This is a genomic window from Paraperlucidibaca wandonensis (assembly GCF_042677145.1).
GTDB lineage: Bacteria > Pseudomonadota > Gammaproteobacteria > Pseudomonadales > Moraxellaceae > Perlucidibaca > Perlucidibaca wandonensis.
In genome coordinates, this window is sequence record NZ_JBHTIT010000001.1 from 2,256,123 (window position 1) to 2,272,109 (window position 15,987).

At 51.5% G+C, this 15,987-nt stretch carries 14 protein-coding genes and 1 other RNA gene; 11 read left to right on the forward strand and 4 right to left on the reverse strand.

The genetic code is table 11. From position 1 onward, the window contains the following. Positions 1 to 14: 14 nt before the first annotated feature. Positions 15 to 734, reverse strand: coding sequence for a nitroreductase (locus ACFQ0F_RS10685; protein ID WP_379071929.1), 720 nt, complete (start codon positions 732 to 734; stop codon positions 15 to 17). A 123-nt stretch (positions 735 to 857) separates the two neighbouring features. Between ACFQ0F_RS10685 and ACFQ0F_RS10690 the strand changes: the two genes are divergently transcribed. The 6 genes from ACFQ0F_RS10690 (at position 858) to ACFQ0F_RS10715 (ending at position 7,239) form a co-directional block, all read left to right on the forward strand. After that, positions 858 to 2,807 (forward strand): PAS domain-containing sensor histidine kinase, encoded by a 1,950-nt coding sequence (locus tag ACFQ0F_RS10690; protein WP_379071932.1) that lies wholly within the window; start codon positions 858 to 860, stop codon positions 2,805 to 2,807. Between the two features lie 64 nt (positions 2,808 to 2,871). Continuing rightward, complete coding sequence (locus tag ACFQ0F_RS10695; RefSeq protein ID WP_340675710.1) at positions 2,872 to 3,267, forward strand: response regulator; 396 nt, start codon at positions 2,872 to 2,874, stop codon at positions 3,265 to 3,267. After that, complete coding sequence (locus tag ACFQ0F_RS10700; protein ID WP_340675709.1) at positions 3,245 to 3,577, forward strand: hypothetical protein; 333 nt, start codon at positions 3,245 to 3,247, stop codon at positions 3,575 to 3,577. Before ACFQ0F_RS10695 ends, ACFQ0F_RS10700 begins: the two co-directional genes overlap by 23 nt. A gap of 109 nt (positions 3,578 to 3,686) precedes the next feature. Beyond that, a complete protein-coding gene (locus ACFQ0F_RS10705; protein WP_379071936.1) occupies positions 3,687 to 5,285 on the forward strand; it encodes a GMC family oxidoreductase in 1,599 nt (532 codons plus the stop codon). Then, positions 5,282 to 6,736: a flavin-containing monooxygenase gene (locus ACFQ0F_RS10710; RefSeq protein WP_379071939.1), complete on the forward strand. Its 1,455-nt coding sequence runs from the start codon at positions 5,282 to 5,284 to the stop codon at positions 6,734 to 6,736. Before ACFQ0F_RS10705 ends, ACFQ0F_RS10710 begins: the two co-directional genes overlap by 4 nt. Positions 6,737 to 6,747: 11 nt before the next feature. Beyond that, entirely contained in the window at positions 6,748 to 7,239 is a 492-nt protein-coding gene (locus ACFQ0F_RS10715) for a PaaI family thioesterase (RefSeq protein WP_379071942.1), read from the forward strand. 20 nt (positions 7,240 to 7,259) lie between these two features. Here ACFQ0F_RS10715 and ACFQ0F_RS10720 read toward each other — a convergent pair whose 3' ends face one another. Continuing rightward, a complete protein-coding gene (locus ACFQ0F_RS10720) occupies positions 7,260 to 7,703 on the reverse strand; it encodes a GFA family protein (protein ID WP_340675705.1) in 444 nt (147 codons plus the stop codon). A gap of 90 nt (positions 7,704 to 7,793) precedes the next feature. Then, positions 7,794 to 8,147: a transfer-messenger RNA gene (ssrA, locus tag ACFQ0F_RS10725) on the reverse strand. A gap of 107 nt (positions 8,148 to 8,254) precedes the next feature. Here ssrA and ACFQ0F_RS10730 point away from each other — a divergent pair. Continuing rightward, the gene (locus ACFQ0F_RS10730) at positions 8,255 to 10,879 is read left to right on the forward strand and encodes a penicillin acylase family protein (protein WP_379071945.1); all 2,625 of its coding nucleotides are present in this window, start codon (positions 8,255 to 8,257) and stop codon (positions 10,877 to 10,879) included. Between the two features lie 32 nt (positions 10,880 to 10,911). Continuing rightward, complete coding sequence (locus tag ACFQ0F_RS10735; RefSeq protein ID WP_340675691.1) at positions 10,912 to 12,333, forward strand: aldehyde dehydrogenase family protein; 1,422 nt, start codon at positions 10,912 to 10,914, stop codon at positions 12,331 to 12,333. Positions 12,334 to 12,402: 69 nt separating this feature from the next. Here ACFQ0F_RS10735 and smpB read toward each other — a convergent pair whose 3' ends face one another. Next, positions 12,403 to 12,867 carry an SsrA-binding protein SmpB gene (gene smpB, locus ACFQ0F_RS10740; RefSeq protein WP_340675690.1) on the reverse strand — a complete coding sequence of 155 codons (465 nt, stop codon included), beginning with the start codon at positions 12,865 to 12,867 and terminating at the stop codon, positions 12,403 to 12,405. Positions 12,868 to 12,975: 108 nt separating this feature from the next. Here smpB and ACFQ0F_RS10745 point away from each other — a divergent pair, with 108 nt between their 5' ends. From ACFQ0F_RS10745 to ACFQ0F_RS10755, 3 genes are all read left to right on the forward strand, one after another. Next, a complete protein-coding gene (locus tag ACFQ0F_RS10745) occupies positions 12,976 to 14,103 on the forward strand; it encodes a hypothetical protein (protein ID WP_379071950.1) in 1,128 nt (375 codons plus the stop codon). Further along, a complete protein-coding gene (locus tag ACFQ0F_RS10750) occupies positions 14,103 to 14,393 on the forward strand; it encodes an RnfH family protein (RefSeq protein WP_340675688.1) in 291 nt (96 codons plus the stop codon). Before ACFQ0F_RS10745 ends, ACFQ0F_RS10750 begins: the two co-directional genes overlap by 1 nt. 271 nt (positions 14,394 to 14,664) lie before the next feature. Next, the gene (locus ACFQ0F_RS10755; protein ID WP_379071953.1) at positions 14,665 to 15,879 is read left to right on the forward strand and encodes a hypothetical protein; all 1,215 of its coding nucleotides are present in this window, start codon (positions 14,665 to 14,667) and stop codon (positions 15,877 to 15,879) included. The last annotated feature ends 108 nt before the right edge of the window (positions 15,880 to 15,987 follow it).

The following is a 15,987-nucleotide window of genomic DNA, read 5'->3' on the forward strand; positions in this document are numbered from 1 at the left end:
GTAATGGGCTTGGCCTAAACCGAGGCCTCGGAAAATGTGACTGGAGCATTATTAAATTGCACGCTTTCGCTCAGTGGCGCTCGCACGGTTCGCGTCGCATTGGCTGAAATACTTGGATCTTCGTAGCCAAACGAAATGCCAAAGAGAATCTGTATGTCATCATTGATGCCGAAGGCTTGGCGCACATCATTTGGATAATAGCCCATTGAGCCCTGAGCGCAGCTGCCTAAACCGTGTGCGTGCATGGACAGCATCAATGTTTGCGCATACATACCAACATCAAGTGCCATTGGGATGCCATAACTTTTATCCATGCCAATAAAGCAGACGTGCGGCGCATCGAAAAACTCGAAGTTGCGCAGAGTGGCTTTCATGCGGCCAAGCTTATCTTCTCTGGCAATACCCATTGCGCCATAGAGTGCCGCCGCACAGGCATATTGGCGGTTTTTGTGCTCACCTGAAGTCGATGGCATAAAGCCAATATCGGGCGTCATGGCGCGGCCAGTCATTGCGCCCGTGCTCATGCGCTCACGCAAGCTGTCGCGAGTAGCGCCGGAGGCGACATAAACCTGCCAAGGTTGCACATTGCAGTTTGAAGGCGCAGCTTGGGCTAGTTCGAATACTGAGCGAAGAACACTCTCGGGAACTGCAGTGTTTAAGTAACCGCGTACAGATCGACGCTGAGTTATTGCATCTAACACGGATAGGGTTTGCGGTGAGGCACTGCTTGTCATAAACGATCCTTAGGGGTATTGGTAATGATGTGCTGTTACAGCGTTTTACCTTATGACAACACGCTTGCACAGCACTGCAGTCGCTGTGGTTGATAATCTACATCTCTATCACGAGCCAGGCTAATGACTATGTGGTCATTTATATCGCGCTGGAGAGCTAAAAAATCCAACGCGATGCATCAGGAAGCGCTTAATGCGGCAATTATTCGTGGCTCAACTGCCGTGGCGATTATTGCTACTCGTCTAGATGGCATTATTTCGCTTTTTAATAGTGGCGCAGAGGCAATGCTTGGCTATCGTGCTGATGAGCTTGTGGGCATAAAGACACCCGCCATCCTTCATGATGCTAATGAGGTTAGTGATCACGGACGTGCTTTAGAGTGCACATTTGGTGAGGCTGTTAGCGGGTTTGAAGTTTTTGTTCGAGCAGCGCGAATTCATGGTCATGAAACGCGTGCATGGACATACATAAAAAAAGATGGGACCCGCATACGCGTAAGCTTAACGATTACCGCACTGCATGATACGAAAGGCCGTATCAATGGTTATATGGCAATAGCGAATGATATTTCGGAGTACTCGGCACTGCAGAGACAGCTCTCTATCAGCCAGCTCAGTTTTCTTAATGCCTTTGCCACTGCAGCACATGGCATGGCCATAGTCTCACCTCATGGCACATGGCTAGAGGTGAATATCTCGCTTTGCGAAATATTGGGCTATAGCCACGATGACTTATTGAAAACTGATTTTCAGCACATTACACACCCGCATGACTTGGGTGCTGACCTAGAGTTAGTGCAGCAGTGTCTATCGGGTGTGATCTCATCCTATCAGTTAGAGAAGCGCTATATTCATAGCGATGGCTCTACGGTATATGCCTTGCTAAGTGTGTCTTTAGTGCGTGATGACGAACAAGAGCCGCTATATTTTATTTCGCATATTCAGGACTTTAGCTCGCGCCATGCAGCTCAGCAGCGCCTGCTCGAGCGAGAGCACCAATTGCAAACCGTTGTCGATACAGTGGTAGACGCGATTATCACGATTAATGCCGAAGGCAAGATTGAAAGCTTTAATCATGCAGCAGAAGAGCTCTTTGGCTATCTTGAGCATGAAGTACAGAATCAGTCACTTAAGCTTTTACTGCCTCAGAGTGCCTCACTGCCTCGCCAAGCATTGTTTATGCGCTCTGACCGCACAGGTTCGCTATTGCCACTGCCTGAGATCGAGGGCCGTCGCGCCGATGGCAGTCATTTCTGGATGGAAGTGCAAATAGCAAAGCTTTCTAACTTGGTTGAATCCAGGCAGGTCGTGGTGGTGCGCGACATTACTGAGCGCCGCCGTGTTGAGCGAATGAAAGAAGAGTTTATTTCTACAGTCAGCCATGAGCTACGCACACCACTGACTGCCATTGTCGGCTCTTTAGATATGGTTGTAACGGGTGTGCTGGGCGAGTTGAATGCCGATCAAGAAAAGCTACTAACCATTGCCCAGCGAAATAGTCAGCGCTTGAGCTATCTCATTAATGACTTGCTGGACATGGATAAGTTGGTCTCGGGCAGTATCGAGATGGAAATTGAGGCGCATGAGCTGGCACCTATTGTGACCGAGAGCATCAGCTTAAACTCGAGCTATGCGTCGCAGTTCGGTGTGAACTATCAATATAGCGGTAGCTGCTCCGATGAAGTCATGGTTGATAGTGCGCGCTTGCAACAGGTACTGGCTAATTTCCTTTCGAATGCTGCCAAGTTCTCGCCTGAAAACTCGATGGTCGATGTTGTCGTGAGTGATTGCGGGCCGTATGCACGCATTTCAGTAATGGACAGAGGTGTCGGTATTCCAGAGGCGAAGTGGTTTCAGCTATTTGCTAAGTTTTCCCAGCTCGATTCTTCAGATACGCGTCAGCGTAGTGGGACAGGCTTAGGCTTGGCCATTACCAAGGCGCTTGCCGAAAGCATGCAGGCACGAGTTGGCTATGAGCCACGAAAGCCCAACGGGTCGGTATTTTACATTGAGCTTTTAAAGAAGACACCTGCGCCAATGGTCAATGATCTCAGCACGCCCATGATTGCATAATAATAATCACCAATATCTTTTTAGGTACAGGTAGGGCAAATAGCAGAATTTAATGAGGTTAGGCATGTCGCTACAGCAAGTTTTACTGGTCGATGATGAGCCTGATATCCGCGCACTGGTTAGTTTGATTTTGCAGCGGTTGGGTGGTTTTACTGTGTGTGCTGCATCATCTGGCCAAGAGGCGTTAGCCTTGCTGCGCGATGGTTATTTGCCCGATATTATCTTGCTTGATGTGATGATGCCGGGCATGGATGGTGTGCAAACGCTTGCCGAAATGCGAGCAATGCCGACCATAGAAAAGCTAGCAATCTGCTTTCTGACTGCAAAAATACAGCCAGCAGATATCGCGCAATGGCGCGCGCTTGGCGTCGATGAAGTGCTTACAAAACCGTTCATACCCGCTAAGCTTGTAGATCAAGTACGGAGCTGCTGGGAAAATGTCAAACGAGATCGACCTTGAAAATGACGAGGAATGGCTGGCTCTAGTTGCCGGCTTCCGTACACATTTTTGGCAGACTCGTGTCCCTGAGTTGCTTACCGCGTGGGCCGAGGCCCGCGAATTACCACAAGCTTCGTGGCCCGCTGATCTCAAACGCAGCATTCATGGTATCGCCGGCTCTGCGGGGCTCATTGGTTACGACAGCCTAGGCTCTGAGGCGCGTAAAGTCGATCGTATGTGGGATGTCAGCACCTTAAGCTCCGAAGAACTGATGCAGGGGATTGAGCATCTAGTTGAATGCATTGTCAAAGTTGCTGGCGAGCAAGACTAAGCCGCCTCCGTTTTAATACGTTTATATCAACCTTTTGTTGGTTTACATCGCCCAGCCATAGTGAAAACTGCTAAGTTCTGCCTGATAGAAAAATCACGAGGGCGGCACGATGTTTGACTATGTCATTGTTGGTGGTGGTTCAGGCGGCTGCGCGCTCGCGGGCCGATTAAGCGAAGATCCAGCGATAACTGTGTGCCTGCTAGAGGCCGGCGATGGTGGTACGGGCACTTTAGTGGAAGTGCCAGCGGCAACAGTGGCTATTCTGCCAACAAAAATCAAAAACTACGCCTTCGAGACAGTGCCTCAGTCTGGGCTTAATGGCCGCAAGGGCTATCAGCCGCGTGGAAAAACCTTGGGTGGCTCGTCGGCGATTAATGCCATGGCTTATATCCGCGGCCATCGCGACGATTACGACCAGTGGGCAGCCATGGGTAATGTTGGCTGGAGCTATGATGACGTGCTGCCGTACTTCCGCCTTAGCGAAAACAACGAGCGTATTCACGATGCGTTTCATGGCAATAATGGGCCGCTGTCTGTCTGCGACTTACGCACCGACAACCCAATTCATGCGCGCTATAAAAAAGCCACTGAGCAGGCCGGCTTTAAGTGGAACGATGACTTTAATGGTGCCGACCAAGAGGGCATTGGCCTTTACCAAGTCACGCAAAAGGATGGCCAGCGTTGTAGTGCGGCGCAGGCCTATGTTTTACCAGTGATGGCGCAACGGCCAAATCTTACCGTAGAGATCAAAGCTCAGGCACTGAAGCTCGAGTTTGATGGCAAGCGTGCCGTCGCCGTGGAGATTATGCAAAACGGTAAGCGCCGCGTGATTCGTGCAAATAAAGAAATAATTTTAGCAGCAGGTGCTTTTCAAACTCCGCAATTACTCATGCTCTCGGGTGTTGGCCCGGCTGCTGAACTGCAGAAGCATGGCATTCCTGTCTTGAAAGACTTGCCTGGCGTTGGGCAAAACTTACATGACCATCCAGACTTTATTTTTGGTTATAAAACCAAAAGCTTAGATGCCTTGGGGCTGTCGCTGAAAGGCAGTTTTCGCATGTTGAAAGAGATTCGGCGCTACCGAAATGAGCGTCGTGGTGCTATGACATCGAACTTTGCCGAAGGTGGGGGCTTCTTAAAAATCAGCCCTCATAGCCCTCAGCCCGATGTCCAGCTGCACTTTGTTGTCGCCTTGGTCGATGATCATGCGCGCAAATTTCACGCTGGCCACGGCTTCTCTTGCCACGTCTGTTTATTGCGCCCGAAAAGTCGCGGCAGTGTGACCTTGGCCAGTGCAAATCCGCTCGATGCACCACTCATTGATCCGGCATTTCTCCAAGATCCGGATGATGTGGAGAAGCTGGTAGAGGGCTATAAACTCACGAAAAAACTTATGGATGCTCCGGCGCTCGCCGAGCTATTTAGCAAAGACATGTTCACCGCCGATGTGAAAACCGACGATGATATTCGCCAAATTTTGCGCGAGCGTTCTGACACTGTTTATCACCCCGTGGGCAGTTGCAAAATGGGCCTCGATGATATGGCTGTGGTCGACCCCGAGCTGCGCGTGCATGGCATGCAAGGTTTGCGCATTGTCGATGCCTCGGTGATACCCAGCATCATTGGTGGTAATACCAATGCACCTACCATGATGATTGCCGAAAAAGCCTACGACTTAATCACCGGCCATTCGCGAGTAAAGGCATGAGTAAGATCCACGAAGTTGTAATTGTCGGCGCAGGTTTTGGTGGCTTGGGCATGGCCATCGCGCTGAAAAAACAAGGTGTCGATGACATCGTTATTTTAGAAAAAGCCGCTGATGTGGGCGGCGTATGGCGCGACAACACCTACCCTGGCGCGGCTTGCGATGTGCCTTCGCACCTCTATTCATTTTCGTTTGAGCCGAACCCGAACTGGTCGCATGTGTTTGCACGCCAGCCCGAGATTTACGCTTACTTGCGCCATTGTGCCGATAAGTACGACCTGCGCCGGCATCTGCGTTGCGAGGTAGAAGTGGCGGCAATGCGCTTTGATGACGCCAGCAGCATTTGGCATATCACGTTGGCTAGTGGCGAGGCGCTGCAAGCACGCATGGTGGTCAATGCGACAGGCCAGCTCAGCCGACCCATTTATCCCAAGCTCAAAGGCATCGAAGCGTTTAAAGGTGAGTCCTTTCACTCAGCGCATTGGCGTCATGACCTTGATCTCACTGGTAAGCGCGTGGCGGTCATCGGCACCGGCGCATCGGCGATTCAGTTTGTGCCGGCGATTGCTCCTAGCGTGGCCAAGCTGAGTGTGTTTCAGCGCTCACCTGCCTATATGATGGCGCGGCCCGATCGGCCGTATAGCGGCGTGGAGAAGTGGGTTTTTAAGCGCGCGCCAAAAACTATGTCGCTGTACCGCGGCGGTATTTATTTGAAGTATGAGTCGCGAGCTTTGGCTTTCACACGCATGAAAAGCCTGCTTAAGGTTGCGGTTGGTTTGCCATTTAAGTCGTTGCTGAAAAAGCAGGTGCCCGATCTTTTATTACGCGAAAAACTAACGCCAGACTACGCCATCGGCTGCAAACGTATTTTGCTCTCCAGCGACTACTTAGCAACGATGAGCCGAGATAACGTAAATTTAATCACCACGGCGGTGAGTCAGATCACGGCTGCCGGTGTTGAAACTAGCGACGGCAATGTGCATCCCGCTGATGTGCTGATTTATGGCACTGGTTTTGCCGCCACCGACTTTCTCGCGCCAATGAAAGTAAGCGGCAGAGCTGGCTTAGATTTAAAAGATGTTTGGCAGCAGGGTGCAAAAGCTTATCTCGGCATGTCGGTGCCGGGCTTCCCTAACTTCTTCATGCTTTATGGTCCCAATACCAACCTTGGCCATAACTCCATCGTCTACATGTTAGAAAGCCAGATCGCACATATCATGACCTGTCGCGCCCGCTTGGTGCAGGAGAATGGCCGCTGCATTGAAGTCAATGAAGGCCGCTATGAGAATTTCACCAGTGCTGTGCAAGTGCGCCTAGCCAATAGCGTTTGGGCCGGCTGCCGTAGTTGGTATATCGATGATAATGGCCACAATAGCGCCAGTTGGCCGGGCTTTACGCTGAGCTATCGCTGGCTCACGCGCAATCCGCCACGCGACGCTTATCGGGTCAGTTAAGAGATGTTTTTATGATTACGGCATTACAAGATCTCGCCGCACCCCATGGCGTTTGCTATGGCTGCGGTGGTAGCAACCCCAATGGCCTGCACCTAAAAAGCCGTTGGCATGAAGACGGTGTGCATATCGTCGCTGAGCATCTGCCCGATGAGAAATACTGTGGCTGGCCAGACTTAGTCTATGGCGGCCTAATCGCCATGCTCATCGACTGCCACTCAAACTGGACCGCGATGGCCTATCACTACCGCGAGGAAGGCCGAGAGCCATCGAGCCTGCCGCGCATAGACTGCGTTACGGGCTATTTAGGCATCAAGTACATCAAGCCAACGCCAATGGGTGTGTCGCTTACATTGCGCGCCAAAGTTGAGGGTGAGCTTGGTCGCAAAACTCGGGTGGTCTGTGAGGTTTATGCTGGCGATGTGCTCACCGCCATTGGCGACTCTACTTTTGTGCGTGTCTCGACCGAGCAGTTATCAGCTCAGGCGCATGGTCGCGAAGACTAGGCATATGGGTCTGCCGGCACTCAAGCCGGCTTGGGAGCTTCTGGCATGACCAGGCTCAGGGCCGGCCGTCGCTCAAACACCATGGCATCTTTTGGGATGATTACTTCTGGCAACTTCTGACTCACCCAAACATGCGCCTGAGGTTCGAATTTGAAGGGCATTTCCAACAGCTTGCCATTCACCGCAACAATGCCTTGCAGTGCCTCTATCTCAGCGAAAATAAAGTCGCCACAGCTTTTGCAGCGATGGTTATGTCTTGGCTTGCCCGACCCGCCAACCCCTGTTTCCACTAACGACTCGCCACGAATAGCCTCTGGCTCGGCCGCAAAAAATGCCCCAGACAAATACGCCTCGCCAGTAATTTTCCGGCAGTCATTGCAATGGCAAACCAGCTGAAAGCGCGGAGCCTGCGAAAACTGTAAGGTGAGTTGATTGCAGCTACAACTAGCGTGAAAAGTGGTCATGACTGCATTTCCTTAGTGCGGCAAAAGATTTTCGGGCATAAAAAAGCCAGCTCGATTGCTCTAACTGGCTGATTTAATTGCTGCTTTGTTTGGTGGAGATGGCGGGGATCGAACCCGCGTCCGTCAGCACTCTACCCTCGGATCTACATGCTTAGTCTTCTCAATTGTTTTAACTCAGCGCGGCCCGAGAGACAGGGTGCGGCAAGCGATCCACTGGGTTTTAGCATCATGACGCGCGGCAAGTCATGTAGCGATCCGATATTTTTTGCGCTGACCGCCCCCGCATATCGGCATGCAAGCTTGGTCATAAGCCGGATTTAAGCGGCTAGTGCGTAGTTTTCGTCGTTTGCGACTATTTGTTTGAGAAGTTGATTTAGGAGAGGCAACTCACTCTCCGCATGCACCTGCGGGCTTCATAACCAACGTCGAAGCCATGTCATCCCCAGAGCGCAGTTAGCATACTACGAGTAAGTTGAACTGTCTTTACTTGCGCGCTGCTAAAGGCTGAATTACTGTCGGTAGTTACATAATAATAACAAATGAGGCTGATCATGAATCTTGCCCGTATTTCGGCCATTTTGCCGATTGTATTTGGTGCAGCACTTATATCGGCCTGCGGCGGTAGCTCAAGCACTGCTGGCAATAGCTCGGCACGAGAGGGCTCATACTCAGCCGAAATCGTTCGAACTGAAATGGGCATTCCGCACATCACCGCGCGTGATTTTGGCAGCTTAGGCTATGGCCAAGGCTATGCCTTCGCTGAAGACAATCTTTGCGTCATGATGGACGACTTCGTCACCATTCGTGGTGAGCGCTCGCGCTATTTCGGCCCTGACGGCACCTACTCTATTCGCGCCAATGGCAGCGTAGCTGACAATGTGTCTAGTGATTTCTTTTGGAAGTTCATTGCCGATGAGGCAGCAATAAAGCGCACCGAGGCGAAAACTATTCCGCGCTTTAAGACACTAGTGAAAGGCTGGACCGTCGGCTTTAACCGTTATATGAGTGAGCTAAAGACTGGGCAGCATCCCGGCCGCCATTTGGCCTGTGCCGAGGGTGAGTGGCTACAGCCCATTGCCGTGGATGATATGTATCGCCGTTTTGTACGCCTATCGGTGTTGGCGAGTAGCTCAGTATTTGTCAATGAAATTGCCAGTGCTCAGCCGCCAGGTTTAAACAGCCTGCCGCTACCCATCGGCGGTAGTAATGGCTTCGGCCCATTAGGAGATCTGCTCTCACCATTGTTAGATGTGCTGAGCGGCTTAGGCCTGCCGGTGGCGCAAATAGAAACACCGCTACGAGCCACACCTTATGCGCCAGGCTCGGCCGCTGAGTTAGCGCAAAAGCAGCAAGCCTTGGCTGCTGCCCCCGGTGGTTTTGCTGACCTGCAAGAACACGAACGCTTTGGCAGCAATATGTACGCCTTTGGCAAGGATGGCAGTACCACCGGTAATCCGATTGTCTACGGCAACCCACACTTTCCGTGGTCCGGCACTGAGCGCTTATGGATGTCGCACAACACCATTCCCGGCCAGTTCGACATCATGGGTTCGTCACTTTATGGCGTGCCAGCGGTACTCATAGGCTTCAATAAAAACGTCGCTTGGAGCCACACGGTTTCCACCGCCTACCGTTTCACGCTGTATGAACTTAAGCTGAATCCGCTCAACGCCACGCAATATATTTACGATGGCGAGATTCGAGACCTCACCGCAGTGCCGCTAACTATTCAAGTTAAAAACGCTGATGGTCAAATTACTGAGCGTAAGCGCACGCTGTATAAAAGCCATTTCGGTCCAATGATCACTGTTGGTGCTTCTGGTGTGCCCGTTTTGGCGTGGACTCCCGCGCTGGCTTACAGCATGCGCGATGCGAACTTAGAAAATGATCGATTAATTAATCAGTTTGGCCGATGGAACGAAGCCACCAGTCTTGATGATTTTATTGCAACTCAAGCGCAGCAGCTCGGCGTGCCATGGGTAAATACAGTAGCTAGCGGCCCTGGCGGCAAAGTTTATTATGGCGATGTCACTGTGGTGCCGAATGTGCCCGACAGCTTAGTGGCGAGCTGCAAAGCCTTGCCATTAAGTTTGGTCATTGATCAGGTCGCCGCGGGCTTGCCACTGCTAGATGGCAGTCGCTCATCTTGTGAGTGGTTGACTGATGATGATGCACCGGCGCCTGGTATTTTTGGTGCAAAAAATCTTCCAACCCTTACCCGCGATGACTATGTCGCCAACTGCAACGATAGCTATTGGTTAACTAACGCCGATCAGCCATTAACTGGCTTCGCGCGCATCATTGGCGATGAAAATGCGGAGCGCACTCTACGCACGCGGCTATGTTTGCTGCAAGCTGAGCGTCGCATGGATGGCAGTGATGGCCGGCCTGGCAAAGGCTTCGATATCGCTACCTTGCAAGATGTGGCCTTGTCTAGCCAGATTTACTCTGCCGAACTAGCACGGAAAACAGTCGTTGATAGCTTGTGCACTCAGCCAGGGCTAATGGGTAGTAGTGGTCCGGCCAATGGCGATGATGTTGCAGCGGCTTGCGCTGTTTTGGCAGCATGGGATGGCAGCGATAACTTAGCTTCCGCTGGCGGCCACATTTGGCGAGAGTTCTGGCGTCTTGCCAGTGCAGCACCTTTAGGGCTCCCAATTGCATTGCCAGTACCGACACCGTTGACCGATTTATGGTCAGTGCCTTTTTCCAGTAGTGATCCAGTGAACACACCGAATACACTCAATGCCAGTGCGCTAACGGTGCAAATGGCCTTTGCCGATGCCATCGAGGCAGTGAAAGCGACAGGCATTCCATTCGATAGGCCATTGGGCGAAATCCAGCATTCTGGTGTTCACGGCGATGCAGTGTTGCCAGTATTTGGCGGCAGTGGCGGGGCAGGCGCCTTCACGGTAATATCGACCAATCCTGCAAACCTGACATCTGACGGATATGCAGTGGAGTATGGTAATAGCTATCTGCAAACCGTTACTTGGGATAGTCAGCGTAATCCAATTGCGGCAGGATTCATTACCTACTCACAATCGTCGGACCCAGCTAGTCCGCATTACAAAGATTTTACACAGGCCTATGCAGGGAAACGTTGGCAGACATTTCCATTTAGCTCGGCACAGATTAAGCAGCAAACCATTTCAAGAAAAACACTAAGCCAATAACGCAATGCGTAGGGCAAACAAAGGGATACGCCATGACAGCCGAAAACAATATGCCGGTACAAACCGCGCTCATTCAGCAAGCTTTTGATGCCCAGCGAGCTACTGCACTGCGTCTGCGTCAATCTACTTTTGGTGAGCGTCGCGAGAAAATTCGCAAACTGCGCGATAGTTTACTGGCTCATCAAGCCGATATTATCGCTGCCGGCTTTGCTGACTTCCGCAAGCCAGCCACTGAAGTTGAGCTTACCGAGATATTACCGGTAGTAGCTGAGGCGAACGATGCTCTGCGTAACTTAAAAGGCTGGATGAAGCCGCAAGGCGTTTGGCCATCGCGCATGATGATGGGCACTAAAGGCTATATTCAGTATGAGCCTAAAGGGCGCTGCTTGATCGTATCGCCTTGGAACTATCCAGTGAACTTGAGTTTGGGCCCGCTCATTTCGGCAATCGCTGCTGGCAACACCGCAATCATTAAGCCGTCTGAGATGACACCAGCAGCCGCTGCCATCATTAGTAAAATCGTCCGTGAAGTCTTTGATCCAGCAGAAGTGACTGTGTTTGAAGGCGATGCGCCAGTAGCGCAAGCGTTGCTTGAGCTACCGTTCGATCATATTTTCTTCACCGGCTCGCCGGCGATTGGCAAGGTGGTGATGGCTGCCGCAGCGAAGCATTTGACCAGCGTCACGCTTGAGCTAGGTGGCAAGTCGCCAACAATCGTCGACTCCAGCGCGGACTTAACGTTGGCGGCGAAAAACATCCTCTGGGCTAAGTTCACTAACAATGGCCAGACCTGCATCGCGCCAGATCACATTTATGTACATGCCGACGTTAAAGCTGACTTCGTGGCCGCCTGCACGAAAGTTTTAAACGATGTTTATAGTGCGCAGCCGCAGCAAAGTGAGCACTTAGCGCGCATCGTGAACGAGCGTCACACACAGCGTATCAAGGGCCTGCTCGATGATGCCGTTGCCAAAGGTGCGCGCGTGCTGGCGGGCGGCCATAGCGATGCTGCTGACTGCTTTATCTCGCCAACTTTACTGGAAAATATTAGCGCCGATTCGACCATCATGACCGAGGAGATTTTCGGGCCGTTGCTACCGATTTTTGAATATCGTGATTTGGACGATGTCATTGCCCGCATCAACGCCGATCAAAAGCCATTGGCGCTATACGTTTGGGCAAAAGATGAGGCGGTGATTCAGCGTGTGATGCAAAATACGTCGTCTGGCGGCGCCTGCATTAACCATTGCGTAGTGCAGTTTTTGCACGGCAACCTGCCATTTGGTGGCGTGAATAACTCCGGCATGGGCAATGCGCATGGTCATTTCGGCTTCAAAACGTTCTCACACGAACGCGCCGTGGTTCGTACTCGCATCATGTTGGCGAAAATGTTCTTCCCTCCCTACACCAACACCACGCGTAGGTTGATTGGGATTTTCATGAAAACGGTGTGATGGTCTAGCGCAAATAAAAAAGCCCAGCTAATGCTGGGCTTTTTTCTGTCAGCACATTGCTAAAAAATCTTAGCCGCGATTGCGCATAACGCGTGCTTTTTCACGCTGCCAGTCGCGGTTTTTCTCAGTCTCGCGCTTGTCATGCAACTGCTTGCCCTTCACGAGGGCGATTTCAATTTTCGCGCGGCCGCCACTCCAGTACATCGCTAGCGGGATGCACGTGTGGCCTTTTTGTTTAACCTCACCAAAAAGTCGAGAAATCTCTCGGCCTTTCAGCAGCAATTTACGTGTGCGCGTAGGATCTGCGACGACGTGCGTTGAGCTGGCGAGCAGCGGTTGAATATGCACACCAATGACCCAGGCCTCGTTATTTTTCAGCAAGACATAGGCATCTGTCAGGTTACATTTACCTGCGCGCAGCGATTTTACTTCCCATCCCAAAAGCACTAAGCCTGCCTCGAAGCGTTCTTCAACGAAGAATTCGTGGCGGGCGCGGCGGTTGAGGGCGATGGTGGACGATTTAGTTTGGCTCATAGGCGGCAATTATAGGCACAATGGTGGCCTTGTGTATCAGCGCGGCTATCCTGAAAATAGTCTTTTCGGCTAGAGCCGCCTTTTAGTGATTAAAAAAGAGAGTAATTCATGACATCGGTGACCACTCCCCACTCAACTTCGATTGTCGCCAGCGAGTCTGCTGTCAGCAGCATTATCGTGGCAATGGCCGTGCTCGCATGGGCAGGTCTTGTCGGCGCCGGCGTGCTTTGGGGCGAATTGCCCTATATGGCGCTGTCGGCAGTGTTCGCGGCATGGCCATTAGCTCTGGCCGAGCGCGCATTGGCAGTGCGCAGCAAGCGTTCATTGGTCGACGGCATGCAGCACCTAACCCGCGAAAGCGATGCCGCTCGCGGCTGGCGATTTATTGCCTATAGCGGCTTGTTTGCGGGCTTGTTAGCCATGGTGCTAACGGCTACATGGGCAGGAGTATTTACTACTGTCGCCGTGCAAAGCCTGATGCATGATCAGTCGGGCTGGTTGTCTTCAGCAATGTTGGTGCCGGCGCTAACAACCTTTGCCGTATTTCTTGGCCTATTGCGCTATGTCGGCCGCGCTAATCTCACGCATTGGCTACTGCCTATGTTGCTGCTAGCCGGCGTTAGCGCTTATAGCCTGAGCCATGAACAGGTGTGGCCGCTAGATTCTAGCTTGGCGCTGCCAGGCGGTATCGGCTGGTCTGCGGCGCTACTCATCGGCGCGCTGCTTGGTGGCGCTGGTCTGATGGTGCGTTGGCCATGGCAGCAGCATGTAACGCCGCAGCCGCTATTGCAGGGCGCTAGCGTAGTCTTCTCGATGGCCATGCTGATTTCCCTGATGTTGCCCGGCTTAGCAGCAGTGCTACTTGCCGCTGTCGCATGCTTGTTGATGCTGCTCGCTTTGGCGCGGCCATGGTTGGCGGTATTAAGTGCTCGCGGTTTAGCGATGTGGCCTGCACTATTTGTGGTGCTAGTCGTCGTCATTGGTTTGGCTGAAATCTTATGGTACACCGCAGGGCTAATTCGCCTGCAGCAGCTGAGCTTGGTGCTGTTGTTGTGGATGACCGTGAATGCGCTGGTGCTGGCGATATACGCTGGCTGGATAATGAAAATGAGCCATGCTCGCAAAGCCTTAAACCTGCCTAGTGAGGCGGCCTACAATGTCTGGCGAATAGCGATTCGCTGGGTGGCGCCCATTACACTGTTGGCCGGCGTGGGCTCATTAGTTGGGCTGATCTAATGCGTATCGAAATTGCGTATGCCGAAGTTGAGCGGCAGTGGCTGTGGCAGCGCGATGTGCCAGAAGGCAGCACGCTGGCGCAGGCACTAAATGACGATGAAGTGCGAGCGGCATGTCCGGCGCTGCAAAGTGCCGAGCTGCCTGTTGTGGGTGTGTGGAGCAAGGTGGTGGCTGAGCCGAGCACGCATATTTTGCAGGAAGGTGATCGCGTGGAGATTTATCGACCGTTGATCATCGACCCGAAAGCGGCACGAAAAGCCCGCGCTGAAAAAGCAAAACTCACGCGCTAAGAGTTTGATTGATAAATTTAAATCGAGTTTATTTTGGCGAGGCTACTATTTAATTAGGCTTGTATTTAACTGCGTTATTTTTTATTAACGGCCAGGTGGATGTTTCTGACTTTTGTCGATTAATTGCGTTGATCGGAAAATTATTTATTGGTTAGACAATATAAAAATATTTGGTACTGTATGCCCTCTGTACACACTGGAAGTGTTTCAATTCTGTATTGATTCGAATGACTTTGGCTAAACTTAAGAGCCTGACAAGGGAGTGTTTAACATGAGTAAGAAAAAAGCTTATCTATTGCCTGCGGCAACAATTTTAATGTTGGGTTTGACTGCTTGCGGCGGAGCAAAAGATGCTACTACTGGTAGTGCGCCTGAGGAGGCGCCGCCAAGAGAGGCTGGCGACTTTAAAGTTAAAGAGTTAAAAGTTGATGCTGGCCCAGATAATACTTCTGGCGTCACGCCAACAGTCAGCACGTTCACCACTGAAGATGGAAAGTTAGGTATTCGTGTTAACGGTATAGACATTGGCGACGGAGTGCAGACGCCGGTTATCAGCAATATGAAAATTGAGCCAGTAAACGAGTCTGCTAGTAGCGCTCGCATGGCTGCTAGAGAGGCCGCAGCTCCTAGTGTGTCTGATGCTGTATGTAAGAGCATCGAAACAGGTGCGTCGGGAAGTGGTGATAAATTCGATATTGTAGTGAGCTTAGACACTACGGGCAGCATGGGCGCGCAGGCAGGAAAGTTAGCGGAGAAAATTGTTGATTTCGCCGCTAAGCTTGAAGAGCAGAAGTTGGATGTGCGTTTTGCCGGCATTACGGTGGGCGATGCGTTTGCAACATTGAAAGCTTCAGGCTCTAGCTACGCCTCCGATGGCGTTGCAAAAGGTAGTTTGGGCGCGCCGCCCACTTTCGATAGTAGTGAGCGCCCCGATACTGGGCTGGCACTTATTACCGCGAATGATATGCAATCCTTCTTTACTGAAGTAAAGAGTAAGGTTGGAGGCGGTTTGGGAGGAGGGGATAGCCCAGAGAACTACTTAGGTCCTATCGATTATTTCAATAAAAGCATCGATTTCCGTAAAGATGCGGGGCGTTTTTATATTGCCATTGGAGATGAGTGTGCTCATAAGTCTGGCTCGAGTAGTAATATTGATGGAACAGTCTGGGAGCCACGAAGCGCTGAGCTAATAAAAGAGTCTTTGATTAAAGATGGCGCCGCAGTGCATTTGATCTGGGCTGATAGAAGCTGCTCAACATCTTATTACGATATGCGTGACTTGCAGAAAGCGACCGGCGGTTCATGGACAAACTTATACGACGCTACTTTCGACTTAACTAAGCTTCCTGCGATTGAAGCTATTGGTGCGAAGCGCAAAACGCTTGAGTGCGAAGTGACCGTGGCAGGCAGTGTTAAGGTAACGTTCACTATCAGCGTTGGCGATGGTGTTGGTAAGCATACTTGGGATGTCACGGCAATTTTATGATGCCGATAGCTCAGGCTTTTGCCGGCAGGTTAGGCATGTAGCTTGGGCTAACCATACTAAAGCGCCATTGAGGATTGCTCTCAATGGCGCTTTTTTGCTTTTAGCATT

Bases quoted from the DNA above. Each gene is read 5' to 3' on its own strand.
- ACFQ0F_RS10685 (WP_379071929.1), bottom strand. From the start codon at position 734: ATGACAAGCAGTGCCTCACCGCAAACCCTATCCGTGTTAGATGCAATA.
- ACFQ0F_RS10690 (WP_379071932.1), top strand. From the start codon at position 858: ATGACTATGTGGTCATTTATATCGCGCTGGAGAGCTAAAAAATCCAAC.
- ACFQ0F_RS10695 (WP_340675710.1), top strand. From the start codon at position 2,872: ATGTCGCTACAGCAAGTTTTACTGGTCGATGATGAGCCTGATATCCGC.
- ACFQ0F_RS10700 (WP_340675709.1), top strand. From the start codon at position 3,245: ATGTCAAACGAGATCGACCTTGAAAATGACGAGGAATGGCTGGCTCTA.
- ACFQ0F_RS10705 (WP_379071936.1), top strand. From the start codon at position 3,687: ATGTTTGACTATGTCATTGTTGGTGGTGGTTCAGGCGGCTGCGCGCTC.
- ACFQ0F_RS10710 (WP_379071939.1), top strand. From the start codon at position 5,282: ATGAGTAAGATCCACGAAGTTGTAATTGTCGGCGCAGGTTTTGGTGGC.
- ACFQ0F_RS10715 (WP_379071942.1), top strand. From the start codon at position 6,748: ATGATTACGGCATTACAAGATCTCGCCGCACCCCATGGCGTTTGCTAT.
- ACFQ0F_RS10720 (WP_340675705.1), bottom strand. From the start codon at position 7,703: ATGACCACTTTTCACGCTAGTTGTAGCTGCAATCAACTCACCTTACAG.
- ACFQ0F_RS10730 (WP_379071945.1), top strand. From the start codon at position 8,255: ATGAATCTTGCCCGTATTTCGGCCATTTTGCCGATTGTATTTGGTGCA.
- ACFQ0F_RS10735 (WP_340675691.1), top strand. From the start codon at position 10,912: ATGACAGCCGAAAACAATATGCCGGTACAAACCGCGCTCATTCAGCAA.
- smpB (WP_340675690.1), bottom strand. From the start codon at position 12,867: ATGAGCCAAACTAAATCGTCCACCATCGCCCTCAACCGCCGCGCCCGC.
- ACFQ0F_RS10745 (WP_379071950.1), top strand. From the start codon at position 12,976: ATGACATCGGTGACCACTCCCCACTCAACTTCGATTGTCGCCAGCGAG.
- ACFQ0F_RS10750 (WP_340675688.1), top strand. From the start codon at position 14,103: ATGCGTATCGAAATTGCGTATGCCGAAGTTGAGCGGCAGTGGCTGTGG.
- ACFQ0F_RS10755 (WP_379071953.1), top strand. From the start codon at position 14,665: ATGAGTAAGAAAAAAGCTTATCTATTGCCTGCGGCAACAATTTTAATG.